Origin of the sequence: Streptomyces sp. NPDC015345 (genome assembly GCF_043078805.1) — a bacterium.
Classification (GTDB): Bacteria; Actinomycetota; Actinomycetes; order Streptomycetales; family Streptomycetaceae; genus Streptomyces.
Genome location: NZ_JBIBTX010000003.1, coordinates 1 through 24,488, shown reverse-complemented (window position 1 = coordinate 24,488; position 24,488 = coordinate 1). Strand labels below are relative to the sequence as shown.

Sequence of the window (24,488 nt, the reverse complement as noted above, 5' to 3'; positions counted from 1 at the left end):
AGGAACTCCCCCTGAGGGAGGTTCAAGTGGTGCCGGAAGACGGCCAGTGGGAAGACGGCCGGCGGAGCAACGACTCGTGGAGCAGCGGTTCGTGGAGCATCGGGCAGCTGGCCGAGCGGGCGGGCGTCACCGTCAAGACCGTCCGCTTCTACTCCGACCGGGGCCTGCTGCCCGAAGCCGCCCGCAGCGGCGGCGGCCACCGCCGCTACGGCCCCGAGGCGCTGGAGCGGCTCCGCCTCATCCGCTCCCTGCGCGGCCTCGACGTGCCGGTGCCCGACGTCGGCCGGCTCCTCGGACAGGAGGACGCGCTGGACGACGCCCTGGAGGGCGTCATCGACGACCGGCTGCGCGAACTCGGCACGCGCCTGACCGTCCTGCGCTGGCGGCAGGCCGCGCTGCGCCTGCTGCGCGACTGCCCCGCCGAGGAGCGCGCCGAGCGGCTGAGGCTGGTCGGCGGGCTGCCGACGCCGCCCAGCACGGCCGCGCTCGCGCGGTTCTGGCGGCGCTGGCTGCCCGCGCGGCTGCCGGCCCGGGTCGTGTCGGCCGTCGTCGAACAGGCGGTCCCCCAGCTGCCCGATGACCCGGCCCCGGCCCAGGTGCTGGCCTTCGCCCGGCTGCACGCGTTCGTGTCCGACAGCTGCTTCGACGCGGGACCGGGCCCGGACGGCTGCCGGCCCGAGGCGCACCTGCCCGGCAAGGGCTACCGCCCCGCCGTGCTCTACGAGGGTCTGCCCGAGGCCTTCGCGCTGGCCTCGGCGGAGCTGCGGGCGGGCCGGGCGCCGCGCCGGGGCGAGGCGCTCGACTGCTTCGTCGCCGTCCACGCCGCCGCCCTCAACACCCGCGACAGCGCCGGTTTCCGCCGGGGCCTTGGCCGCATGCTCGCCGCCGAGGAGCGCATCGACCACTACTGGCAGCTCGCCGCCGAGGTCATGACCCCACCGCCGGGCCCGCCCGAGCCGACGCCCGGCACCGCCGACAACTGGCTCCGCGCGGCCCTGACCGACACCACCGGGCTCGGTCGGCAGGCCCGCGCCGGTCGAGGTCAGACCGGGGCGTAGGCCTCTTCGAGCTCCGTCAAGGACTCCTGCCACAGCCGCGGCAGCCGACCGGGATCGGCGTCGCCGCGGTCGCTGGTGAAGCTGATGGTCGCCCGCTCTTCGTAGGTGGTCAGGGCCACGCTCAGCGGGTGGCCGAACAGCAGGGGCGGCAGGCAGGCGAGTCCGCGGACGGGGTGGCCGTTGACCACCAGCCCTGCCCCCAGGGGGACGTTGGTGGTCAGGAGGGCGGTCCTGCTTCGGTTGAGCAGACAACGGGTGGCGAGGCCCGCGGCGCGGGGCAGGGCGCGCAGGGCCGCCCGCTGCTGCGGGACCTCGGCGGCGTGCCTGTCCGTGCTCGGGCGCATCAGGTCCAGCCGGCGGCGGGGGTCGGGCTCCGCGCAGTGCAGTTCGGCCCGCAGAGCGGCCAGGTGGTTGCCGAGGGTGGCCGTCTCGTGGCCCGGAGGGCGGCTCTCGGCGGGGACGAAGGAGTGCAGGGGCCCGGCGCCGCGGGCCGCCCAGTCCTCGGGTGTCCAGGCGCGCAGGGCACCGGCGGTGGTGGCGAGGTAGATCTGGTTGAGGGAGGCCCCGGCCGCACGGGCGAGTGCCTTCAGGCGCCCCGTGTCGCAGCTCGTGACGTGCAGCGTGCGAGTGGTGCCCGCCGCCTGACGTGCCGGGCTCCAGCGGGCCGTCGGCCGCAGCAGGGCCGGCAGGGTGCGGACGGCCCAGCGGGCGGTGCGGACCGGCCGGAACGGCGGCTCGGCGTCCGGTGGGACGCCCAGTGGGAGCTCCAGGCCAGGGACCATGAAGGCGGCCACCCCCGCCATGGCTCCCAGGGCGTCCTGGAGGGCGTGGTGCACGCGGCAGGCGAGGGCGTAGCGGTCGGGGGCCCAGCCGGTGACGAGCCAGACGCCCCAGTTGTCGGCCCCTTCGGGAAAGGGCACGTCGTGCGCCGCCCGGGCGATCTCCTCAAGTGTCACGGGACCCCCGGGCAGGCGCAGTTCATGGACGTGCCCACGCGGGTCCTGGCCGTGGGCCGGCTCCCAGACCCGCCGGTTGTCGGCGCACACCCGGTACTGCCACGCGGGGACGCGGGCCACGGCGTCGGCGACCAGGTCACGCAGCTCTTCGACGCCCGGCGGCGGTCCATCCAGGATGCCGACGAAGCCCAGATAGCCCCCGTGGTGCGGGAGTGCGCGGGTGGCACGGTGCAGGTGCCGGTCGACGGGTGAGGGCCGGGGCGGGGTGGTGCGGCTCATGGCGCGAGGGCCTCTCCGTGCTGGTGGGGGCTCGCGGGGGTGGTCGGCACGGCTCGCCGCAGGGTGCGGTGGATCCGCTCGGTGAGGTCGGCGAGGGACCGGACGGTCACCAGCTCCATGAGCGGCAGTTCGCAGCCGATGGTGCGCCGTACGGAGACGGTGAGTTCGGCCAGCATCAGGGAGTCCAGGCCCAGAGCGCTGATGTCCTTGGTGGCGTCGAGGCGCTCGGCCGGGGTCTGCAGGACACCGGCCGCCAGACGGATCAGTGTCTCGGTCAGGACGGCACGGGCCTCGTCGTCGCTCTTGGCACCGGAGTAGCGGGCGGTGAACTCCTCCGCGGCGCCCACACCCTCTCCCGGGTCCCCCTCGCCGGTCAGCGGGACGAAGCGGGCGGCGGACCGCAACACAGCCAGGGCGCGCGCCATGCGCGGCCAGTCGAACCGCCCCACGGCCCTCACCTGTGCCCGCTGCCCCAGCAGGTCGTCCAGGCAGGTCAGGGCCTGGGCGGGGGCGATGGCACCTGCCCCCAGGCGGTCGAACGTCTGCGTCATCCCAGCGCGGTGGAGGTAGCCCGTTTCGCCGATGCCGCCCCAGGCCACGGCCAGACCGGCGGCCCCGCCCGCCCTGCGGGCACGTACGAGCGCCTCCTGGAAGAGGTTCCCGGCGGCGTAGGGCGCTTGCGTCGGGTTGCCGATGAGGGCGGAGACGGAGGAGTAGAGGACGAAGTGCTCCACCTCGTGTTCCCGGCTCACCGCGTCGAGTACCAGAGCCCCTTGCATCTTCGGGGCCAGCACCGCGTGGAACCGGTCGGCGTCCAGTTCCGCCAGGGGCGCGTCGTCCAGCCGCATCGCCGCGTGCACGACGCCCCGCACGGGACGGCCCGCGTCGTACGCCCGGGTGAAGATCTCGCGCACCGCCACGGGATCGGTCACGTCGGCGGCGTGCACGTGCGCGGTGGCCCCCAGGGCGGCGAGCTCCCGCACCAGCCCGGCGGCCTCGGGGGCCCGGGGGCCGCTGCGGCTGACCAGCGCCAGGTGCCGGGCGCCGCGGGCCGCCAGATGGCGGGCGGTGGCCGCGCCGAAGCCGCTGGTGCCGCCCGTGACGAGGTAGGTGGCGTCGGGCGTCGGGGCCGGGGCGGGGGCGGGCCGTTCCAGTGGGGGCGGTTCGGCGAGGGAGATGACGACCTTGCCGAGGTGCCGGGAGTGCTGGAGGGTGCGGAAGGCCTCGTGGATCCGCGCGGCCGGGTACACCTCGTGGGGCAGGGGACGGTAGACGCCCTCGGCCACGCGCTCATTGACCTCGGCGAAGGCGGCGGCCAGCGCCTCGGGGGCGTGCACGGTCAACTGGTTGACGTCCAGGGCGTGGAAGGAGATGTTGCGGCGGAACGGACGCAGCAGCAGCGGCTGGTTGGCGTAGATGTCGCGCTTGCCGAGTTCGATGAACCGCCCGCCCGGCCGCAGGGTCTCCAGGCTGCGCGTGATCGCCTCCCCGGACAGGGAGTTGAGGACGACGTCGACGCCGTGTCCGTCCGTGGCGGCGCGTACCCGGTCGGCGAAGTCGAGCGTGCGGGAGTCGAAGACATGGGTGACGCCAAGGGCGCGCAGCAGGTCCCGCTTGGCGGGTGTCCCGGCGGTGGCGATCACGTGTGCGCCGAGGTGGTGTGCGTACTGGAGCGCCGCCATGCCCACGCCGCCCGCCCCTCCGTGCACCAGCAGCGTCTCCCCGGGCCGCAGGTGGGCCAGGTGCGCCAGCGCGTAGTGGACGGTCAGGAAGACGACCGGCAGCGTGGCCGCCTCCTCGTGGCTCATGCCGGCGGGCGTGCGGCCCACCGACTCGGGCCGTACGCGCACGTGTGACGCCAAGGAGCGCGGCGCGAGGCCGTGGACGCGGTCGCCGGGGGCGTAGCCGGTGACGTCGCGCCCGACGGCGGTCACCTCACCGGCGCATTCCAGACCGAGGGCGGGGCCGCCGGGCAGCGGTACCTCGGCGTCCGGGGGCAGCATGCCGGTGGCCAGCATCACGTCGCGGTAGTTGAGCGCGGCGGCGCGGACGCGTACGAGGAGTTCGTCGGGGGCGCAGGCGGGCGGGGGCCGTAGGGCCCAGGCGGTCCGGCTGCGCAGGCCTTGGTCGCGCAGTTCGAGGGCGTAGGGCTCGTCGCGGTCCGCCGGCGGGCCCGCGGTGGGGTGGCGGTCGGTCAGCCGTGCCACGAAGCGGCCCCTGGGGGTCAGCACGACTTCGTCCTCGGCGGGCCCCGCGGCGGGCGCCGAGGCGTGCAGGAATTCGCGCACCAGCCGACCTGCGTCCGCGGTGGCGTCTGGGCCCTCCTCCAGCGAGACGCGGCGCACGGCCAGGCCGGGCCGCTCGTTGGCCAGCGTGCGCGCGGTGCCCCAGAGGGCCGCGGCGGCGGGATCGAGGGGGCGTTCGGGGCGGGGCAGGGCGCCGGTGGGCCGGGTGACCAGCCAGAGCGTGGCGTGCCGGTCCGGGGAGCCGGCGGACAGGGCCCGCGCCGCGGCGCGGAGGGTCTGCGCCCGCTGGACGGCCCGGCGGGTGAGCGCCCCGGCGTCGGAGGGCGCCTGCCCGTCCACGATCAGTACGCAGTGAACGGCCTCGGCGCCGGCCGTCAGCTCCTCCCAGCCCTCGGGTCCGGGAACCGTGCCGCATACGACGTCGACGGCGCCGGCGTCGGTCACGGCGGCGGCCAGCGCCGGGGGCAGCGGGGTCGTGGCGCTTTCCGAGAGCAGGAGCCACCGGCCGGACAGGGCAACCGTGCCGGCGGCGGGTGCTGATGTCCCGTTCGCCTCGGGCCGCGGCGGGCGGGCCAGGAGCACGCCGCCCGTCCCGTCGGCCGCCCCGGCGGCCGTGATGTCGGTGAAGCGCGCGTCGCGCAGAGCCGAGCGCAGCGTGTCCAGTGTGTCGCCGCCGTCGCACGGGCGAGTGGGCGCGGCGGGGTCGAACAGCCCCTGCAACAGCGCCGTGTGGTGCAGCGGGCCGCGGTCCAGGGCCAGCAGCAGCCCGCCCTCGGCGAGCAACCGTCCGACGCGGCGCGCGGCCGCGGCCGGTGCCTCCGCCCGCTGGAGGGCGCCGGAGCTGATCACCAAGTCGTACGCGCCGGGAAGATCCCATTCGGCCGCCCCGTCGCCGGAGTCATCGGTGGCATCGGTGGCATCGGGGGCAGCGGGATCGAAGGTCCGGTAGTCGACGAAGTCGTAGGCCTCCAGGCGTGCCCGTGCGCGCGGAAAGGTGTCCGCGGAGCGGTCGGTGAAGACGTACTCGGTCACCTCGGGCGGCAGCAGCGGCAGGAGTTCGGCGCTCAGATCACCGGTCCCGGCACCGATCTCCAGCACCCGCAGGGGGCTGTCGGCGGGCCGGTCGGCGAGGGCCCGCGCGAGCAGCAGCCGGGCGTCGCGCCGCAGGGCGGGGTGCAGGGTGCGGGCCTGGAAGCGTTCCCACAGGTGCCGGTCGCCCTCGGTGGTGAACAGCTCCCGCGGATCGCGTTCTCCGCTCAGTACGGCCGCGAGCCGCAGCCCACAGCGCTGGTGGACCGCGAGTAGCGCGGCCATCCCCGGGTGTTCGGCGAGCAGGGCGCGGGCATGGCCGTCCGTGTCCCTGGCCGTACGCCACTGCCAGCCGGGCCGCGCGGGATCGTCGGTGGCCGACAGCAGGCCGTGGTCGACGGCGAGCCGGGCCAGCAGGGAGGCCTGCGCCGCGTACCGCTCGGGCATTCCGGCGGCGTGCAGATCGGCCAGGGCGAAGCGGGTGCGCGTGGGCAGCAGCTCGGCGAACGCGTGCGCGCTCCAGTGCGCCGTCGACTCCCGCAGACGCTCCATGAGGCGGGTGACCCCCTCATCGGCGCGTGCGGCGCGGGCGGCCGCTGTCGCCGCCGCCACCTCCCGGGGCGCGGGCAGGGCAGCGGGGCGGGTCGTGCCGGGATGTGCCGCCGAGCGCAGTACGACGGAGGCGTGTCGCACCGCTGTGGCGGACAGCATGTCCGCTCGCCGCATCCGGCAGTCACGCAGTTCGGCGGTGACCTCGCCGCTCTCATCGGTGATCAGGGCGTCGAACCGGGCATCGCGGCCGGTGACGTGGACGGACCGGACGTACAGGTGCCCTCGGGGCGCGGGGGACCGCCACACACGGGCGGCGCCGATCGCGGCCGGCAGGAACAAGCGGTGCTCCCCGGACCCGGAGAGAAGGGCCGCGGCGCTCTGCAGGGCGCCGTCCAGGATCGCCGGATGGGCCTCGAAGCCGTCGGGCGGCACCGTGAGGTGGTATCCGCTCAGTACTTCACCGTCACCGGCGCGGACCCCGGTGACGACGCGGAAGGCGGGCCCGTAGTGCAGACCCACGGCGGCGAACGACGCGTAGAAGGCGTCCGGGTCCATCTCCACGGCGCGCAGCCCTGAACGCACCGCCGCGAGGTCCAGCGGGCCGGGCGCCGGGGCGAGGAGCCTGCGTACGCGGCCACGGGCGTGCAGCTGCCAAGGAGCTCCGGTGTCGGGCCGGCCTGCGACGCGGACGACACCGTCCTCCGGTGACAGGGTCGTCTGCACCAGGACCTCCCGGGTGTCCGTGCGGCCCGGCAGAGACAGGGCTTTGACCAGGTGCAGATCGGTGACCTCCGCGGGGCCGTCGAAGTGGCGGCGGCCGGCGGCGCACGCGGCCTCCGCGAAGGCGGCGGCGGGCATGACCACCGCGTCGCCCACCCGGTGGTCCGCCAGCCACGGCAGGCGCGCGGTGTCGATCTCCTGGCGCCAGGCGGGCTGAGCGAGCTGGGCGGACTGGCCCAGCAGCGGGTGCGGGATGCCGCGATCGCCGCGTACGCGCTCCCAGTCCCACGGTGATCCGTTCCAGCACCGCTCACGCTGCCACGGGTAGGCGGGGAGCGTGGTGACGCGTCCGGGCTGCGGGAAGTGACTGCCGGCCGTGCGTGCGCCGAGGGCGATGGCCGCCGCGGCGGCGGCCCGCACGGCGTCCGGATCGTCCTTCCCGCGGCGGCAGACGGCGACCGCACCCGGGAGGGGACCGGCGTCCGCCCGGCGCCGCCCGAGGTAGGGGGTGAGCACGCCGTGCGGCCCGATCTCCAGGAAGACGGCGGGCCCTTCGGCCAGCAGCGCGGTGACCGCGCGGTCGAAGGCGACCGGCTCACGCACGTTGCGCCACCAGTACGAGGCGGTCAGGTGAGGGCCGTCGAGTGGCCCACCGGTGACGGTGGAGAAGAAGGGAACGCGGTGATCGCGGCAGGTGAGGGAGGCCAGGGCGGCGAGGAGCTCGTCCTTGACGGGATCCATGGCCCGGCTGTGGAAGGCGTGGTCCAGGTCGAGTTCCCTGAAGTAGACGCCGCGCGCCGTCAGTTCCGTGCCGAGCCGGGCGAGCGCCTGCCGCTCCCCTGCGACGGTGCAGTCCCCGGGGCTGTTCACCCCGGCCAGCTCCAGCCTGGGGGCGAAGGCGGCCAGTTCCTTCGTCAGGTCCTCGGCGCCCATGCCGACCGCGGCCATCCTGCCCGTGCCCGCCGTGGCGGCCTGGGCGTGGCTGCGAGCGGCCACGACCCGGCACGCCGCGGGCAGGTCGAGGGCGCCCGACACACAGGCGGCGGCCACCTCGCCGATGCTGTGGCCGACGGTGGCCTGCGCGTGGACGCCGTAGGTGGCCAGCAGCTCGACCAGGCCGATCTGCACGGCGAACAGCAGTGGTTGGGCCACCTCCGTCAGGTGCAGGCGCGTCTGCCGTGCCGGGCGGCGCAGTTCCTCGGTCACCGACCAGCCGAGCCGGGGCCGCAGCAGACCGTCGACCTCTTCGACCGCCCGGCGGAAGGCGGGTTCGGCGTCCAGCAGGGCCGTCCCCATGCCGGGCCACTGCGAGCCGTTGCCGGAGAAGGCGAACACGGTACGGCACGGCGCCCGGCCGGTGGTCCCGGCGCCGGTGACGGTACGCAGCGCCGCGTCCGGGCGGACGGCTGCCGCGTGCAGTGCCTGCGCGGCCCGGGCGGGGGTGGCGGCGAGGACGGCGGTGGCGTACTCGTGCCGGCCGCGGCGTTCGGTGGCCGTGTAGGCGATGTCGTAGAACTCCTCGGGCGCGGCGTACTCCAGGCGCTGGGCCATGTTCTCGGCGGCCTGGGCCACCGCCTCGGGGGTGCGTGCCGAGACGACGACGGGCAGGGGACCGGGCGCCGTCCGGGCCGCGCGGGGAGAGGGGACCCGTGGCGCGGGCGCGAGGACGAGGTGGGCGTTGGCCCCTCCGAAACCGAAGGAGTTCACCCCGGCCAGCGGCCGCCGCGGCCCGGCGAGGTCTTCCGCCTCGACGACGGGTCGCAGGCCGAGGGCGTCGAAGTCGATGTCCGTGTTCAGCGGCTCGGCGTTGACGGTCGCCGGAACGCGCCGGTGCCTGAGCACCAGCAGCGCCTTGAACAGGCCCGCCATGCCCGCCGCGCCCTCCAAGTGGCCCAGGTTGCCCTTCACCGATCCGATGGGCAGGGTGCCGGTGCGGCGGCGGGCACCGAGGGCGCGGCCGATGGCGGCGCATTCGACGGGGTCGCCGACCGGGGTGCCGGTGCCGTGCGCCTCCACGTAGCCGAGTTCGTCGGCGCTGATGCCCGCCTCTTCGTACACCTCGGTGAGCAGGGCCTGCTGGGCCGTGCTGCTGGGCAGGGTGAGGCCGGGGGTGTTCCCGTCGCTGTTGACACCGCTCGCCACGATGAGTCCGTGGATCCGGTCCCCGTCGGCCGTGGCGTCCGAGAGCCGCTTCAGGAGCACGAGGCCCGCGCCCTCGGAGCGGACGAAACCGTCGGCATCGGCGGAGAAGGGCCGGCAGCGCCCTGTCGGGGAGAGCATGCCGGCCGCCGAGAAGCCGATGAACGAGGAGGGGGCCAGGAGGACTTGGACACCACCGGCGAGCACGGTCCGCGAGCGCCCGTGGCGCAGGATCTCGCAGGCCTGGTGCACGGCCGTCAGCGCGGAGGAACAGGCGGTGTCCACGGTCGTGCTCATGCCGTGCCAGTCGAAGGCGTGGGACAGGCGGTTGGCGAGGTTGCAGCTCGCCAGGCCCGCCATCATGTGCGGGTCCGGCTCGCCCCCGGCGAGCGTCTGCAGTTGTTCGTAGTCGTGGGAGCTGCCGCCGATCACCACGGCTGTGTCGGAACCCGCGAGGACCGGCCGGCAGGCCCCCGCGTCGTCCACGGCCTCGACCGCCAACTCCAGCAGCAGCCGCTGCTGGGGGTCCATCGCCGCGGCCTCACGGGGCGAGATCCCGTCGAAATAGCCCGAGTCGAACCCCGCGACGTCGTCGAGGAAGCCGCCTGCCGCGGTGTAGCTCTTGGATGCCCTGCGCCGCGACGGGTCGGCGAACCGGTCGGCGGGGAACCGGTCGTCCGGCACGGTCGTCACCAGGTCGAGCCCCAGTTCCAGAGCGCCCCACAGATCGTCCAATGTGGCGATGGCGCCCGGCAGCCGGCAGGAAGCCCCCACGACGGCGATGGGTTCGTTGGCGTCGGGTCCGGAAACAGGCATGCGGCATCCTCGGAGCGGGGGACAGAGACCGGGCCGACAGGCCCGCCCGGGGTAACGGACATGGGCCCTTCGGGTTGCGGCATGTGCGACAAATCGCCCGACTGCTACGCGGTGACCCCCGTACGGGTGGCGTAGCGCACAGCGGGGCCGTGCCCCAGTGCCGCCCGCACGTAGGCCGCGTCGAGCGGCGGTGGGTCCGCCAGGTCCGGTACGAGTGAGAGCAGGCCCGACCGCTCGTAGCCGCGTCGTTGCCCGCCGTACCGCCAGAGGAAGCCGGGCAGTCGCGCGACGATCCGGGTCTCGGCCGGGTCCGGGTCGGTGACGTGTCCGGCCTGCTCCAGCCGCAAGCCCGGATGCCGGCTCTCGACGGCCTCCAGGAGCAGGCGTACGGGGGTGGCGACCGGGTGGACCACGTGGAAGGTGTGGACTCCGGGCCGGTCCGGGGCGCGCGCGGCGAGCCGCAGCATCGCCTGGACCGCGTACTCGACCTGCACCGCGTTGAGCGTGCACTCCGGCGGCAGGGGCAGCCGCACGCGTCCCGTCGCTTCCTCGGGGAAGCCGTCGCCCGAACTCCCGGTACTCCGCCCCAGCACACCGAAGGGGTGCTGCGGCTCGCCCTCCTCGGGGCGGCTGCCCGTCACCAGGACGCTGGGGCGCAGCACGGTCACCGGCCGCTGCCGGCGCTGCGCCCAGGCGCGCACGAGCCGTTCGGCCTCGAACTTGGTCTGCTCGTAGGGCGTTTCAAAGCCGGGCGAGTCATCGAGTTCCGTCTCCGCGATCCACCCCTCCCGCCGACGCCCGGCGACGAAGGCGGTGCTGATGTGCGTGACGCGGCAGTCCTGGCCGGCGTACTCCGCGAGTTCGAGTACGTGTGCCGTGCCGGCCACGTTGACCGCTCTCAGCGCGTCCAGTGGCGCGGAGAGCGAGATGTCGGCGGCACAGTGCCAGACGGCGGTCGTGCGCTCCGCGAGCCGGCGGTAGTGGGCCGGGGGCAGGGCCAGGCGGGGCCGGGAGACGTCGCCCGACAGGCAGTGCAGGCGGTCCAGTGCCGCCTGGGGCAGCGGCCCGTCGGCCAGGCCGGTGAGGGACGCGACGACGCGTGCGCGCAGTGCGGCGGGTGTGCCGCGCCCCAGCGCCGTGACCTCGCGGCCCTCTTCCACGAGCAGGGAGTACAGCAGGCGGGAGCCAAGGAAACCGGTGGCTCCGGTGAACAGAATGGACATGCGCGACACCATCGCACTGGACCCCGCCCCGTCGGCCCCGGCGGCGAGGGGATCGGGGAAGCACGACCGGTGACCGCGCCGCCGGTCACCCGGATGGCGGGCACACCTCCGGCGCAGACGGCACGTTAACCGGCGAGAGACCGTCTTGCGGAAGGCAACCTCATGAGGCGCAGCGGCGCATGCGTACCAGGTGTCACCGGGCCTCGTCACCGGGCCGCCGGAGGGCGGACGGACTGGAGGCGTTTCGCGCTCGCCGCGACAGGCGCGCTGGTGCTGGCCGGTGCGATGGTCGCGGCCACGACGGCCGCGGCGGTCCCGGTGTCGTTCGCCGTCGCCGGCAGCCCCTTCGCCGTCACGGCGCACCGGCTGGAGGCCAAGGGGGTGACGCAGTTCGCCTCGTTCCGTGAGGAGACGTCAGGGAAGCGGCACGCGGTCGCCGCGGTCGGGCTGGAAGAGGCGGCGCTGTACGGGCTGTGCCAGTCCGCGGTGGCACGGACACCGCTGGGGACGGCGACGCTGCGGATCCGGTCCGGCGACCACCGGGCGGTGAGGGCTTCGTCGCTGGCGCTCGACCTGTCGTCCATCCGGGGCGACATGCGGTTCCACGAGGTGGAGATGGGACGGGACGCCGCCACGCTGCGCGGGGGCGCCCGGGGGACGGCGGGAACGTACGGCCAGCAGGCGGACGCACTGACGATCCGGCACCTGGAGATCGACGCCTGGTCGCTGACCGCAGGGGTGTTCACGCTGGGCGACGCCACCATGGACGTCCGCGCCGGGGAGCAGCCGTGCGCGTGAGGCGAGGACACCGTCCACGGGGAGCCATCGCGTGCGTCGCCTGCGCCGGGGTGGAGATCGGCTACTTTCCGCTGGCCCAGGTCGGTCTGCTGCCGGTGCAGGGAGTCAGCGGGGCGGCCACCGTCATGTTCGCCCTCGCGCTGGTCGGCTGTGCGGCGCACCTGTGGGCCGTGCCGGCGCGCGCCCACCTCAGCGGGGCCGCCGCCATCGTCCTGGGCGTCCTCTCCTATCCGTTCGCCAACCTGGGCGGCTTCCTCCTCGGCATGCTCCTCGCGCTGGTCGGAGGGGCCCTGGCGCTGGCGTGGCGGCCCCCGCCCGCCCAGGCCGCGGGGAGCGGCGGGTGAGCCCTGGCCGTGCGCGGTGGTGGCTGGCCGTGGGCGCCGGCCTGACCGCCGCCCTCGCACCGGCCTGGGCGGGCACCGCCGTCGACACGGAGCCCGACGATCACTTCGGCGAGGTCTCCGCTCCCGCCCGGGAGACTCCCGGGCCCTCCGACGGGCCGAAGGGCACCGCCGCGGGGGGCGACCGCGACTGCGCGCCCGGCGCCCTGCCTTCCGCGCAGCCGCGGCGCGGGGAGCGTGTGACGGCTGCGCGGGCGCTGGCCGGCTGCCTGGCCGGGGCGGTACCGAGCGGGCGCACCACAGGGTCCGGGGGGACCACGCTGCGGGCGGCCACACTGTCCGTCACCGGCCTCTACTGTCCTCCCGGCGCGGACGTGTGCCGGGCCTCCGCGATCCACCTGTCCCGGCCCCGCATCCGTTACGGGCAGGGAGAGGCCGCTTCCTGCCTGGCCGCCGACGAGTTGTCGCTGACCGGTGCCGTCCGCTTCCGCGCGGCGAGCCTGCACGGGCGGCTCCTGGGTGTGCTGCCCCTGACCGTCTCCACCCGGGCGGTGCCGCCCGTCCCCGTCCCGTTCCTGCGGCTGGACGCGGTGGTCGCGCGCGGGCTGTGGGTGAAGGCCGGCGAGGGCACGGGCTCGGCGGTGACGGTCGGCCCGGGGAGCGGCGCGTGCGGTGCCGCCCGCCCCGGCCCGGCCCCGGACCCGTCCTCAGGAGACGTATGACGCCCGCTTCGCCGTCGACACCACCTTCGCGCCGTCCGCCGCGCTCAGCCTCCCCGCGGCCACCCAGGAGTCCACGGTGGCCCGGACGTGCTGGACGAGCGCGTTCTTGTTCTTGAACGGGGCGGCCGACCAGACGGCGTCGAGGAACGTCGTGCCGTCCGGGCCCGCCGGGTTGGCGACGCCCGCCTCGTTCCCGCCGAACACCACCTGGGGCTCGGCCCGCCGGAAGTAGGCGTGCGTCGGGTCCTGCGTGCCTTCGAGGAAAGGCGCGAACTCGACGTCGCCCAGCCGGTGGTGGAGCGGCTTGCCCGGCACCGGGGTGAGGCTGGGCAGCAGGTCCCCGGAGAGCGCGGCGTCGCGGTAGAGGCCGAGGCGCAGATAGCCCTTGCTCGCGTCGCGGGCCACGAGGTTGACCGGGCCGTAGAAGAGGGTCTGGATCTCCGGCTCGTCCGGGCACTTCTCGGTGCGCAGCCGGAAGGGCACACTGACGCGCACGGTGTCACCGTCGCGCCAGGTGCGGGAGACGGAGCAGTAACTCCCCGGCTCCGCGTCCGCCGTCGCCTTGCGGCCGTTGACGGTCACCGTGAACCCGTCCTTCGCCCACGCCGGGACGCGCAGCCGCAGCTCGAAGGCGGTGGTGGCACCCCGGACCGTGAGGGTCGTGCCCTGCTCCCTCGGGTAGTCGGTGGTCTGCGTGACCGTGACGCCCTTGGCCGCCCACGTCAGCGTGGAGGGGCTGTAGAGGTTGACGTACAGGGCGGAGCCGTCGGCCCGCTGGAAGTAGACCGAGTCCTGGTACTTGGTGGCGCTCTCCAGGCCGGTGCCCTCACAGCAGGTCGTGCCCTGCTTCGGCGTGTAGTCGCGGACGTGCCCGGGCGACAGGCCGATGAAGTACGTGACGAGGGGCTTCTCCGCGTCCGGCTCGTCCTGCTTGGAGCCGAGAACCTGGTTGTAGAGGGCGCGTTCGTAGTAGTCCATGTACGCCGCGTCCTGCTCGTGGAAGAACAGCGTGCGGCTCAGCTTCAGCAGGTTGTACGCGCAGCAGGTCTCGGCGGTGGCCTCGCCGAGTGTCCCCGCGATGACACCGCGCGCCTTCCAGAACTCCGCCGTGCTGGTGCCGCCGATGCCGTACATCCGGTGCGGCACGACCATCTTCCAGAAGTTCCGGGCGGCCGTGAGGTAGCGCCGCTCACCCGTCGAGTCGTACAGCCGCAGCAGGCCCGTGAAGATCGGGATGTGCTGGTTGGCGTGGAGCCCGTCGAGGGTGTCGGTGCCCGCGGCGCACGCGTCGATGAGCTTGTCGAGGTCGAAGAGGCGGGCCAGCGCGAGGTGTTCGGCCTTGCCCGTGACGGCGTGCAGGTCGCAGATCGCCTCGACGATCCCGCCGAACTCGCCGCTGGAGAAGATGCCCCACATGCGCTGGCGGGTGGCTTCGGAGAGCCGGGAGAGCCGGGAGTACATCCAGTCGCACATGCCCGACGCGAGATCGAGCGCCCGCTCGTCGCCGACGTGGAGGTAGGCGTCGAGCACACCGCGCAGGATCTTGTGCGCGGTGTAGTACGGCGCCCACACCACGTGGTAGTCGGGGCCGGTCATCGACTCCAGGGTGATGAACTGCGTCTCGGGATACGCCGCGAGGAACCCGGGATGGCTCGGGCGGCCCCAGGTGCGGCGCAGGGCGGCCGGACGGTCGCGGCCGGAGGCGTCGGCGAACACGGCGCCGCTCGTCTCGTCGAAGGCGTACGACGCGAGGTCGCCGCGCCCGGCGGCCGTCCGGGCGGCGGGGGCGTCCTGGAGTCCCGCGACCTCGGCGGCGGTCAGCGCCCGCGACCAGAGGTTGACCTCGTCGAACGCGCCGGCGAAGACGGGGTCGGAGGCGAAGTGGGAGCGGCCGAGCCAGTGGTCCTCAAGGGTGCCGAGCGCCGCCGGGTCGAGGGTCATCGCGGTGTTCCTGGCGACGACGGCGCCGTTGACGTAGAGCGTCCCGGTGCCTTCGCCGAGGGTCACCGCCACGTGGCTCCACTTGTCCAGGGGCAGCGGCGCCGTGCCGTCGAGGGCCTGCTCGCCGCCGGGGCCCTTGGTGGTGAGGGCGAACCGCGGGGCGCCGTCGGCACCCCGCGCCGTCAGGTAGAGGTAGCGGGTGGTGTCGTCGCCGCAGTCCAGGATCCGTGCCCAGGGGGCGTCGTGGGCGGGCTTGACCCACGCCGAGAACGTGAGCGCCGAGCCGCCGCCGAGGACCCCCGACGGCAGGTCGACGTACTGGTGGGAGCCCCGCACCTGCATGGTGGCCGTCCCGAACCTGCCCTCGACGGAGAGGACTTCGGGACCGTCGCGCAGCGCCGACCGGACCTCCGTGAGCGCGCCGATCATGTGGCGGACCTTCTCCGCGTACACCTTCTCGCCCGTACCGGCGTACGCCTGCGACAGCATGGTGAGGAAGTGGCCGGTGTAGTGGCCCCGCAGATTGCCGTTCGCCTCCCCGTCGAGGCCCTCCCAGCCGCCGGGGGCCACCGCGCCGCCCGTGGCGAGGCCGGCGTTGGCGCGGAAGACCTGGAGCAGGCGGTTCACGTCGTAGCCGCGGCCGTGGTCGAGGATCAGGGCGCGCTTGGTGGCGAAGACGCCCTTGCGGAGCGAGACGTCCTTGAGGGCGAAGGGGCGGGCCGTCCAGGTGGCCGGGGCGGCGACTCCCGCCGCGCCGGCGGCCACGCCCGACGGGGGTCTTTGGGAGGCCGCCGCCCGGCCGTCGGCGAAGGAGGACAGGGCGGTCGCCGAGGCCGCGAGGGCCGCCGCGCGCAGGACGGCGCGTCTGGCGGGCCGGGGCGCGGAGCCGGGTGCGGGCGAGGGTATGGGGGCGGGGGCCATGGGGGTCTCATTCCTCGGCTGCGCGCGGGCAGCGCATGTTCGAAATCCCGGACGTGGTTCGGATGTTCGACCAGACGCTAGGAGTGACGGAGGGGTACGTCAATGGCTGCGGCACAAGCCAGGTCTGACGCGGCGTCAGCGACGGCGTGCCGCCTCCGGGCCGCACCCTTACCTTCCGGTGAGTACCTGACTAATTAGTCGGTACTTGTGGGCAGTTGGGCCCCGGCCGACGATGGGACGCATGACCACCGCACCAGACCCCCGCCCCGCCGTCACCGTCCTCGGCCTCGGCGCCATGGGCCAGGCCCTCGCCGGCGCCTTCCTGAAGGCCGGCCACCCCACCACCGTCTGGAACCGCTCGCCCGGCAAGGGCGAGGACCTCGTCTCCCTCGGGGCCACGCGCGCCGCCACCCCCGCCGAAGCCGTCCGCGCCGGTGAGGTCGTCGTCGTGTGCGTCCTCGACTACGCCGCCGCGGACGCGATCCTCGACCAGGTCACCGCCGCCGACCTCGACGGCCGCCTCCTCGTGAACCTCACCTCCGACACCCCCGAGCGCGCCCGCGAGGCCGCCGTCAGGGCCGCGGCCCTCGGCGTCGACTACCTGGACGGCGCGGTCATGGTGCCGGTCCCCATGATCGGCACCCCGGACGCGCTGATCTTCCACAGCGGTGCGCGGGCCGCGTACGAGAAGTACGAGGGCACGCTGAAGGCGCTCGGCGGGCAGAGCGCCTACGTCGGCGAGGACCACGGGCTCGCCGCGGTGTACGACCTCTCCGCCCTGGACTTCTTCTGGACCGCGATGCACGGCCTGGTGCACGGCTTCGCCCTCGCGGCCACGGAGGGCGTGCCGGGGGCGGCCGTCGCCCCCTATATGAAGACCCTCGCCGCCCTCCTCACGAGCGTCGTCGACGGCACGGCCGAGGATCTGGACGCGGGGAAGTTCCCCGGCGACCTGGACAACCTCACCGTCGAGGCGGCGAACGTGCGGCACATCGTGCGCGCCGCCGAGCACCGCGGCCTGGACGCGGCCGCTCTGCGCGGCGTCCTCACGGCGGCCGACAGGTCGATCGGCCTCGGGCACGGCGGCGACAACTGGACCTCGATCGTCGAGGGCATCCGCAGGCCCGCCTGACCCGGGGGCCGGAGCCGGCCTGGCCTTGACGCCCACGTCAACGATTACCGTCGGGGCATGCGAATCGGCGAGCTCGCGGCGCGCGCGGGGACCACCACGCGGACGCTGCGCTACTACGAGTCCCGCGGGCTGTTGCCCGCACAGCGTGCCGGAAACGGGTACCGCACCTACGACGAGGATGATCTGCGGCTCCTGGAACAGATCAGGACCTTGCAGGACTTCGGGTTCGACCTGGAGGAGACCCGGCCCTTCGTGGAGTGTCTGCGCTCCGGCCATCCGGAGGGCGACTCGTGCCCCGCGTCGCTCGCCGTCTACCGCCGCAAGCTCACCGAACTCGACGCGCTGATCGGCGAGTTGAACGCGGTGCGCGCGCAGGTCGGCGCGCAGCTCGTGCGCGCGGAGGCGGCGCTCGAAGGCGGCCCCGAGCCGCGGTGCGAACTGACGGGATGAGGAGAGTGGTGGCAGTGAAGGCAGCAGGTGTGGCCGAGGTGACGGACGCGGACTTCGAGGGGGAGGTGCTGCGTGAGACGGACCGGCCCGTGCTCGTGGAGTTCACGGCGGACTGGTGCGGCCCGTGCCGGCAGCTGGCGCCGGTGCTGAGCGAGATCGCGCGGGAGGAGGCGGACCGGATCAAGATCCTCCAGCTGGACGTCGACCGGAGCCCCGAGACCGCGATCGCCTACCAGGTGCTCTCGGCGCCGACCATGATCGTGTTCCGGGGCGGTGAGCCCGTGAAGCAGATGGTGGGCGCGCGGGCCAAGCGCAAGCTCCTCGCGGAGCTGGCCGACGTGCTCTGAGGCTCCGCACGCGCCCAAGGGAAATGCCCCGGACGAATTGACGTCCGGGGCATTTCCCTGCGTATTATGGATTCTTTCGAGAAGTTGTATCCGCTGAGATGCAGCGACTTCACGAGAAGCTTTATACGAGCACTGTAACTGGCGAGGGGCTGAATTGTCAACCGAGGAATTGCGGAAAGAGCAGCAATTCGTCTCCGGGCTGTACGCGCGCCTTGACGCGCTGCGCGCGGAGGCCGAGGACGCCGTGCGGTCTTCGTTGTCGCAGGTGGGCAACGGTCTCCAGGCGCGCCTTGAGCGCGATGTCCTGGTGGCGGAGCAGTCCGGCCTGCTCGCCGCCTTCGACGCGGGGGAGAACGGCCTCTGCTTCGGCAGACTCGAATTCCGCGACGGCCGCGACCACCACATCGGACGCATCGGAATCCGCGCCTCTGACGCCGAGCGGACCCCGCTCGTGATCGACTGGCGCGCCGATGTCGCCCGCCCCTTCTACCTCGCGACGGGCCATACGCCGATGGGTCTGCGGCGCCGCCGGCACATCACCACCGAGGGCCGTGAGGTCACCGGTCTGCACGACGAGATCCTCGACCTCGGCGACACGACCCGCACCGGTCACGAGAGCGCCGACGCGGACGAGGTGCTGCTCGCCGCGCTCGACTCGGCGCGCACCGGCCGCATGCACGACATCGTGCAGACCATCCAGGCCGAGCAGGACCGGATCATCCGCGCCCCGCACCGCGGCGTCCTCGTCGTCGAGGGTGGCCCCGGGACGGGCAAGACGGTCGTGGCGCTGCACCGCGCCGCGTTCCTCCTCTACGCCCACCGCGAGCTGCTCGCCAAGCGCGCGGTCCTCGTCGTCGGCCCGAACCCGGCGTTCCTCGGCTACATCGGCGAGGTCCTGCCCGCGCTCGGTGAGACCGGCGTCCTGCTGTCGACGGTCGGCGAGCTGTTCCCCGGCGTGAGCGCCACCGGCACCGACAGCCCCGAGGCGGCCGAGGTGAAGGGCCGCGCCGAGATGGCGGAGGTGCTCGCCACGGCGGTGCGCGACCGCCAGCGCATCCCCGAGCCGGGCGAGCCGCTGATCATCGCGCACGACGACGGCGACCTGATCCTGGACTGGACGATCGCCTACGAGGCGCGGGAGGCGGCCCGCGAGGCGGACGTGCCGCACAACCTGGGGCGCCCCTACTTCGCGTTCCGGGTCATCGACTCGCTCACCGAGCAGCTCGCCGAGCGCATCGGCCACGACCCGTACGGCGGCCCGAACTTCCTCGGCCCCGACGACATCGCCCAGCTCGGCAAGGCCATCGCGGCCAGCCCCGAGGTGCACGCGGCCATCGAGGAGCTGTGGCCCACGCTGACCCCGCAGGGCTTCCTCGCCGACTTCCTGGAGGAGCCGACGGGCCTCGGCGAAAAGGACGCGAGGGCGATCCGGCGGCCGCGCGGCGCGCCCTGGACGGCGGCCGACGTCCCGCTGCTCGACGAGGCGGCCGAACTGCTCGGCCACGACGACAGCGCCGAGCGGGCGGCGGCGGAGGCCGAGCGCGCCCGGGAGATCGCGTACGCGCAGGGTGTCCTCGACGTCTCGCGGGCCTCGCGGACGTACGAGTTCGAGGACAAGGACGAGGACGACGCCGAGGTCCTGCTCGCGCACAACATCATCGACGCCGAGCGGATGGCCGAACGGCAGGAGGAGGCCGACCACCGCAGCGCCGCCGAGCGCGCGGCGGCCGACCGCACCTGGGCGTTCGGGCACATCATCGTCGACGAGGCGCAGGAGCTGTCCGCCATGGCCTGGCGGCTGCTGATGCGGCGCTGCCCGACCCGCTCCATGACGCTCGTCGGCGACCCGGCGCAGACCGCGGAGGCGGGCGGCTGCGGCTCGTGGGAGAGCATCCTCGCGCCGTACGTCGAGGACCGTTGGGAGTACACCCGGCTCGGCGTGAACTACCGCACGCCCGTGGAGATCATGGAGGTGGCGGCCGAGGTGCCGCGCCTTGCCGGGAACCCGGACTTCCGCCCGCCAAGCTCGGTGCGGTCCACGGGCGTACGGCCCTGGGCGCGCCGCGCCGACCACCTCGCCGCCGCCGTGGCCGACGTGGTGGCGGCCGAGGCCGGGGACGACGGCCGCCTCGCGGTCATCGCCCCGCGCGAACTCCACCAGGAGCTCGCCGCACGGCTCCCCGGGGTGACGGCCGGGGAGGCCCCGAACCTGACGCGGCCGGTGGTGCTGATCGACCCGCGTCAGGCGAAGGGCCTGGAGTTCGACACGGTCCTGGTCGTCGAGCCGGTGAGGTACGGCGCCAGCGACCTGTACGTCGCCCTGACCCGGGCCACCCAGCGCCTCGGCGTGCTGTACACGGGGGAGCTTCCGGTGGCCCTCAAGCGCATCGAGGAGGTCACGCCGGCCGCAGCCACACCGTAGCCAGCGGCGGCAGGGTCAGGCGCAGGGACGCGGGGCGGCCGTGGGACGCCACCGGCTCCGGCTTGAGCGGGTCGGGGTTGGTGACGTCGCTGCCGCCGTAGCGCGCCTCGTCCGTGTTCAGGACCTCCTGCCAGGCCGCGAACTCGTCCGGCACGCCGAGCCGGTAGGCGTGCCGCACCACCGGTGAGAAGTGGGAGACGGCGAGCAGGGGCGCCCCTTGCGCGTCGTGGCGCAGGAAGGCGAAGACGTTGTCCTCGGCCGCGTCGCCCTCCACCCAGGCGAAGCCGCCGGGGTCCGTGTCGCGCTGCCACAGGGCGGCCTCGCCGCGGTAGACGGAGTTCAGGTCGCGGACCAGGTCCCGTACCCCCCGGTGGTCGGGCTCCGCGCCGTACGCCGGGTCGAGCAGCCACCAGTCCGGGCCGTGCGCTTCCGACCACTCGGCGCCCTGCGCGAACTCCTGGCCCATGAACAGGAGTTGCTTGCCGGGGTGGGCCCACATGAAGCCGAGGTAGGCGCGGTGGGTGGCCCGCTGCTGCCACCAGTCGCCGGGCATCTTCGAAACCAACGAGCGCTTGCCGTGCACCACTTCGTCGTGCGAGATGGGCAGGACGTAGTTCTCGCTGTACGCGTACACCATCGAGAACGTCATCTCGTTGTGGTGGTGCTTGCGGTGTACGGGCTCCTTCGCGACGTAGTCGAGGGAGTCGTGCATCCAGCCCATGTTCCACTTCAGGCCGAAACCGAGCCCTCCGAAGCCGCCGGGCCCCTGGTGGTGGGTGGCCCGGGTCACGCCGTCCCAGGCCGTGGACTCCTCGGCGATCGTGACGACGCCGGGCGCCCGGCGGTAGACGGTGGCGTTCATCTCCTGGAGGAAGGCGACCGCGTCGAGGTTCTCGCGGCCGCCGTGCGCGTTCGGTGTCCACTGGCCGTGCTCGCGGGAGTAGTCGAGGTAGAGCATCGAGGCGACCGCGTCCACCCGCAGGCCGTCGATGTGGAACTCCTCGCACCAGTAACAGGCGTTAGCGACAAGGAAGTTGCGCACCTCCCTGCGGCCGTAGTCGAACTCCAGGGTGCCCCAGTCGGGGTGCGCCGCCCTGAGCGGGTCCTCGTGCTCGTACAGCGGCCGCCCGTCGAACTCCGCGAGCGCCCAGTCGTCGCGGGGGAAGTGCGCGGGCACCCAGTCCATCAGGACACCGATCCCGGCGCGGTGCAGCGCGTCCACCAGGTACTTGAAGTCGTCGGGGGTGCCGAGGCGGGCCGTCGGCGCGTAGAAGCCGGTGACCTGATAGCCCCAGGAGCCGCCGAAGGGATGCTCGGCGACGGGCATCAGCTCGACATGGGTGAAGCCGAGATCGCAGACGTACGCGGGCAACTGATCCGCCAGTTGGCGGTACGTCAGGCCCGGTCGCCACGAGGCGAGGTGCACCTCGTACACGGAGAAGGGCGCCTCGTGGGCGGGTCGTTCCGCCCGGCGGGCGAGCCACTGCGCGTCGTGCCACTCGTGGTGCGACTCGTGCACGACCGAGGAGTTGGCGGGCGGCGCCTGCGTGTGGCGGGCCAGCGGGTCGGCGCGCATCGTCTTCGTGCCGTCCGGCCGGGTGATCTCGAACTTGTACAGCTCGCCCTCGCCGACGGACGGCACGAACAGCTCCCAGACGCCGGTCCCGCCGAGCGAACGCATCGGAAAGCCGGTGCCGTCCCAGAAGTTGAAGCCGCCGACGACCCGTACGCCCCGGGCATTGGGCGCCCACACGGTGAAGCGGGTGCCGGTCGCGCCCTGGTGGGTCATGGGATGCGCGCCCAGCGCCTTCCACAGTTCCTCGTGCCGCCCCTCGCCGATCAGATGCAGGTCGAAGTCGCCGAGCGAGGGCAGGAAGCGGTACGCGTCGTGGATCTCCAGCTCCGCGTCCTCGTACGTGACGTGGAGCCGGTAGTCGTCGGGCGCGGCCGGCAGCGGCAGCACCGCGGAGAAGAACCCGTCACCGTCGTCCCGCAGCTCGGCCCGGACGTCCTTGGCGACGACCGAGACCGCCTTGGCGTAGGGCCGCAGGGCGCGGAAGGCCGTGCCGCCCGGGACGGGATGGGCGCCGAGGACGCCGTGCGGGTCGTGGTGGGTGCCCGCCAGGAGGCGCGCCCGGTCCTCCTCGGGGACGGGCGACGCGGCGACGGCGGTCACGGGGGACGGCGCCTCCGCGGGCGGGGGTTGTGTCTTTGATGGATTCGGTGTCTTCGGCGTCTTCGGCGTCTTCGGTGTCTTCGGCGTGGCCTTCGGGGGCGTCTTCGCGGCGGCCTTCCGGGAGGCCCTCGGGCTCTTCGCGGCCTTGGCCGCGTCAGCCGCCTTCGCTGTCCCGCGCGCCTTCTGGGCCGGTGTCTTCCGCGTGCCCTTCGGGGCGGGCCGCTGCTCGGCGGGGTCCGGTTCCGGGGTGCGGGGCGGGGGCGGGGCCGGGGCTTCGGCGGACGGTTTGCGGGGGCGGGGGGTCACGGGAGAGGCCTCCTCCGAAAGGGATGGTCAGTGGGCGGCGTCGGCGGAGCCGTTCTCGGCCAGGCGGCGGGCCGCGGCCAGCGGCACGGGAAGCCAGTCGGGCCGGTGCCGGGCCTCGTAGAGGACTTCGTAGACCGCCTTGTCCGTCTCGTGGGCGCGCAGCAGCACGGGGTCCGTCCGCGGGTCGCGGCCCGAGACGTCGGCGTACCCCACGCAGAAGGCGGCCCGGCAGTCCGTGGCCCACTCCCGCGCCCACGGGTCGCGGGTGGCGGCCGCGTAGTCGAAGGAGCGCAGCATGCCCGCCACGTCGCGGGCCGGCGGCTGCGGCATGCGCCGCTCGGCGAGGGGACGCGCCGGCTCGCCCTCGAAGTCGATGAGCGACCAGTGGCCGTCAGGGGAGCGCAGGCACTGCCCCAGGTGCAGGTCGCCGTGGATGCGCTGGGCGGTCCAGGACTGGCCCTCGCCGCCCAGGTCGGCCAGCGCCTCGAAGGCGGTGAGCAGCCCCGGGGCGTACGGCCGCAGCGCCGGGACGGCCTGCGCCGCCGCGGCGAGGCGCCGCGCCATGGCGTCGGCGATCAGCCCGATCTGGGCCCGGCCGAGCGTGACGGTCGGCAGCGCGTCGGCGAGCGCCGCGTGCACCTCGGCCGTGGCACGGCCGAGCGCCCGGGCCTCGCCGGTGAAGACCTCGCCCTTGCCGAGCATGCGCAGGGCCAGTTCCCAGCCGTCCTCGGCGGCGGCCAGAAAGGGCTGGAGCACGCCGAGGCCGCACGCCTCACCCGCCGTGCCGGCGTCGGCCGCGCCGCCCGTCAGCTCCGCGAGGAACCACGCGGCGGGCGCGGGCACGCGCGCGCAGCCCTGCCGGGCCAGGTGCAGCGGCAGCTCCAGGTCGGGGTTGACGCCGGGCACGACGCGGCGGAACAGCTTGAGGATGAACGTATCTCCGTACACGACCGAGGAGTTGGACTGCTCGGCGGCGAGTGGGCGCGGCGTGAGGCCGGAGGGGATGCCGACGCTCATGTCACGTTCGAAGCGCAGCACACCGTGCCGGCCCGGCATCCGCAGCCGCTCCAGTAGCAGCGCGGCGAGCCGCGGGTCGTGCAGCGCCTCGTACACCGTCTGACCGGCGAGCGGGCCCTCGGTGACGTGGCCGATGAGGGCGGGCGCCAGCTGGGGCGGCAGGGTGCGGCGTACACCGAGCAGCAACTGGTAGCAATCGCCCATGTGTTCGGCCGACGGGCCCTCCAGGGCGGTGTCCTGTGCGGGCACGAGCGGTCGGCGGACCCGCAGCAGCAGGTGCAGCAGGCCCGACGGCGCGGTGCGGGGCAGGAGTTCGGTCACGGCCACCGGCTCGAAGGAGCCGATCGGACGGCCCTTCCCGGCGAACCACCGCTGCCTGGGCAGCCACTCGCGCAGCAGTGGATCGAGTGAGGCGAGCAGCGCGGTGGCGTGCGCGGTGGGGCGGGTGGCGGCTTCCGACATGGCGTCGCGTCCTTTCCGCGAGGCGGACAAGGCAGAGTGCGGGAGTGCCGGTTGTGCGTAGGAGTGCCCAGGGCGGGGCGGTGGAAACCGCCCCGCGAAGGCGTCGCGCCGCTGGAGCCTACGACGGTTCCCGGCGCAGACGGAACCAGTAGAAGCCGTGCCCGGCCAGCGTGAGGAGGTAGGGCAGTTCACCGATGGCCGGGAAGCGCACCCCGCCGGTCAGCTCCACCGGATGGCGTCCGTTGAAGGCTTGGAGATCCAACTCCGTGGGCTGCGCGAAACGCGAGAAGTTGTGCACGCACAGCACGAGGTCGTCGTCGCCCTCCTCCTCCGCGGGCGCCTCGCGGAGGAAGGCGAGGACGGCGGGGTTGGAGGAGGGGAGTTCGGTGTAGGTGCCGAGGCCGAAGGCGGGGTTCTGTTTGCGGATCTCGATCA

15 protein-coding genes are annotated in these 24,488 nt (G+C 74.1%); 8 read left to right on the top strand and 7 right to left on the bottom strand.

The features are described from left to right. The first annotated feature begins 29 nt into the window (after positions 1 to 29). The gene (locus ACF062_RS12440) at positions 30 to 1,058 is read left to right on the top strand and encodes a MerR family transcriptional regulator (protein ID WP_392138827.1); all 1,029 of its coding nucleotides are present in this window, start codon (positions 30 to 32) and stop codon (positions 1,056 to 1,058) included. Here ACF062_RS12440 and ACF062_RS12435 read toward each other — a convergent pair. From ACF062_RS12435 to ACF062_RS12425, 3 genes are all read right to left on the bottom strand, one after another. After that, positions 1,043 to 2,293, bottom strand: a complete 1,251-nt coding sequence (locus ACF062_RS12435; RefSeq protein ID WP_392137742.1) for a WS/DGAT domain-containing protein — start codon at positions 2,291 to 2,293, stop codon at positions 1,043 to 1,045. The genes ACF062_RS12440 and ACF062_RS12435 overlap by 16 nt on opposite strands. Continuing rightward, entirely contained in the window at positions 2,290 to 9,795 is a 7,506-nt protein-coding gene (locus ACF062_RS12430; RefSeq protein ID WP_392137741.1) for an SDR family NAD(P)-dependent oxidoreductase, read from the bottom strand. Before ACF062_RS12430 ends, ACF062_RS12435 begins: the two co-directional genes overlap by 4 nt. Positions 9,796 to 9,899: 104 nt before the next feature. Continuing rightward, the gene (locus tag ACF062_RS12425; RefSeq protein ID WP_392137740.1) at positions 9,900 to 11,018 is read right to left on the bottom strand and encodes an SDR family oxidoreductase; all 1,119 of its coding nucleotides are present in this window, start codon (positions 11,016 to 11,018) and stop codon (positions 9,900 to 9,902) included. A 270-nt stretch (positions 11,019 to 11,288) separates the two neighbouring features. Between ACF062_RS12425 and ACF062_RS12420 the strand changes: the two genes are divergently transcribed. From ACF062_RS12420 to ACF062_RS12410, 3 genes are read left to right on the top strand one after another with little or no spacing between them, the layout of a single operon-like run. Further along, the gene (locus tag ACF062_RS12420; RefSeq protein WP_392137739.1) at positions 11,289 to 11,816 is read left to right on the top strand and encodes a DUF6230 family protein; all 528 of its coding nucleotides are present in this window, start codon (positions 11,289 to 11,291) and stop codon (positions 11,814 to 11,816) included. Continuing rightward, a complete protein-coding gene (locus ACF062_RS12415) occupies positions 11,813 to 12,160 on the top strand; it encodes a DUF6114 domain-containing protein (RefSeq protein WP_392137738.1) in 348 nt (115 codons plus the stop codon). Before ACF062_RS12420 ends, ACF062_RS12415 begins: the two co-directional genes overlap by 4 nt. Next, positions 12,157 to 12,879, top strand: a complete 723-nt coding sequence (locus ACF062_RS12410) for a hypothetical protein (protein WP_392137737.1) — start codon at positions 12,157 to 12,159, stop codon at positions 12,877 to 12,879. The genes ACF062_RS12415 and ACF062_RS12410 overlap by 4 nt, the downstream gene beginning before the upstream one ends. On the opposite strand, the gene ACF062_RS12405 is transcribed toward ACF062_RS12410, so the two are convergent. After that, a complete protein-coding gene (locus ACF062_RS12405; RefSeq protein ID WP_392137736.1) occupies positions 12,865 to 15,741 on the bottom strand; it encodes a beta-L-arabinofuranosidase domain-containing protein in 2,877 nt (958 codons plus the stop codon). The two genes, ACF062_RS12410 and ACF062_RS12405, sit on opposite strands and share 15 nt — an antisense overlap. Positions 15,742 to 15,982: 241 nt before the next feature. Here ACF062_RS12405 and ACF062_RS12400 point away from each other — a divergent pair, with 241 nt between their 5' ends. The 4 genes from ACF062_RS12400 (at position 15,983) to ACF062_RS12385 (ending at position 20,092) form a co-directional block, all read left to right on the top strand. After that, entirely contained in the window at positions 15,983 to 16,873 is an 891-nt protein-coding gene (locus ACF062_RS12400; protein ID WP_392137735.1) for an NAD(P)-dependent oxidoreductase, read from the top strand. A 57-nt stretch (positions 16,874 to 16,930) separates the two neighbouring features. After that, positions 16,931 to 17,323 (top strand): MerR family transcriptional regulator, encoded by a 393-nt coding sequence (locus ACF062_RS12395; RefSeq protein ID WP_392137734.1) that lies wholly within the window; start codon positions 16,931 to 16,933, stop codon positions 17,321 to 17,323. Next, a complete protein-coding gene (gene trxA, locus ACF062_RS12390) occupies positions 17,320 to 17,670 on the top strand; it encodes a thioredoxin (RefSeq protein ID WP_392137733.1) in 351 nt (116 codons plus the stop codon). The genes ACF062_RS12395 and trxA overlap by 4 nt, the downstream gene beginning before the upstream one ends. 154 nt (positions 17,671 to 17,824) lie before the next feature. Next, positions 17,825 to 20,092: a HelD family protein gene (locus ACF062_RS12385; RefSeq protein WP_392137732.1), complete on the top strand. Its 2,268-nt coding sequence runs from the start codon at positions 17,825 to 17,827 to the stop codon at positions 20,090 to 20,092. Here ACF062_RS12385 and glgB read toward each other — a convergent pair. The 3 genes from glgB to ACF062_RS12370 all read right to left on the bottom strand — a co-directional run. Beyond that, a complete protein-coding gene (glgB, locus tag ACF062_RS12380) occupies positions 20,067 to 22,574 on the bottom strand; it encodes a 1,4-alpha-glucan branching enzyme (protein ID WP_392137731.1) in 2,508 nt (835 codons plus the stop codon). The two genes, ACF062_RS12385 and glgB, sit on opposite strands and share 26 nt — an antisense overlap. A gap of 27 nt (positions 22,575 to 22,601) precedes the next feature. Beyond that, the gene (locus tag ACF062_RS12375; RefSeq protein ID WP_392137730.1) at positions 22,602 to 24,053 is read right to left on the bottom strand and encodes a maltokinase; all 1,452 of its coding nucleotides are present in this window, start codon (positions 24,051 to 24,053) and stop codon (positions 22,602 to 22,604) included. A 118-nt stretch (positions 24,054 to 24,171) separates the two neighbouring features. Beyond that, on the bottom strand, positions 24,172 to 24,488 hold a 317-nt coding region (locus tag ACF062_RS12370; protein WP_392137729.1), incomplete at its 5' end, for an alpha-glucosidase C-terminal domain-containing protein.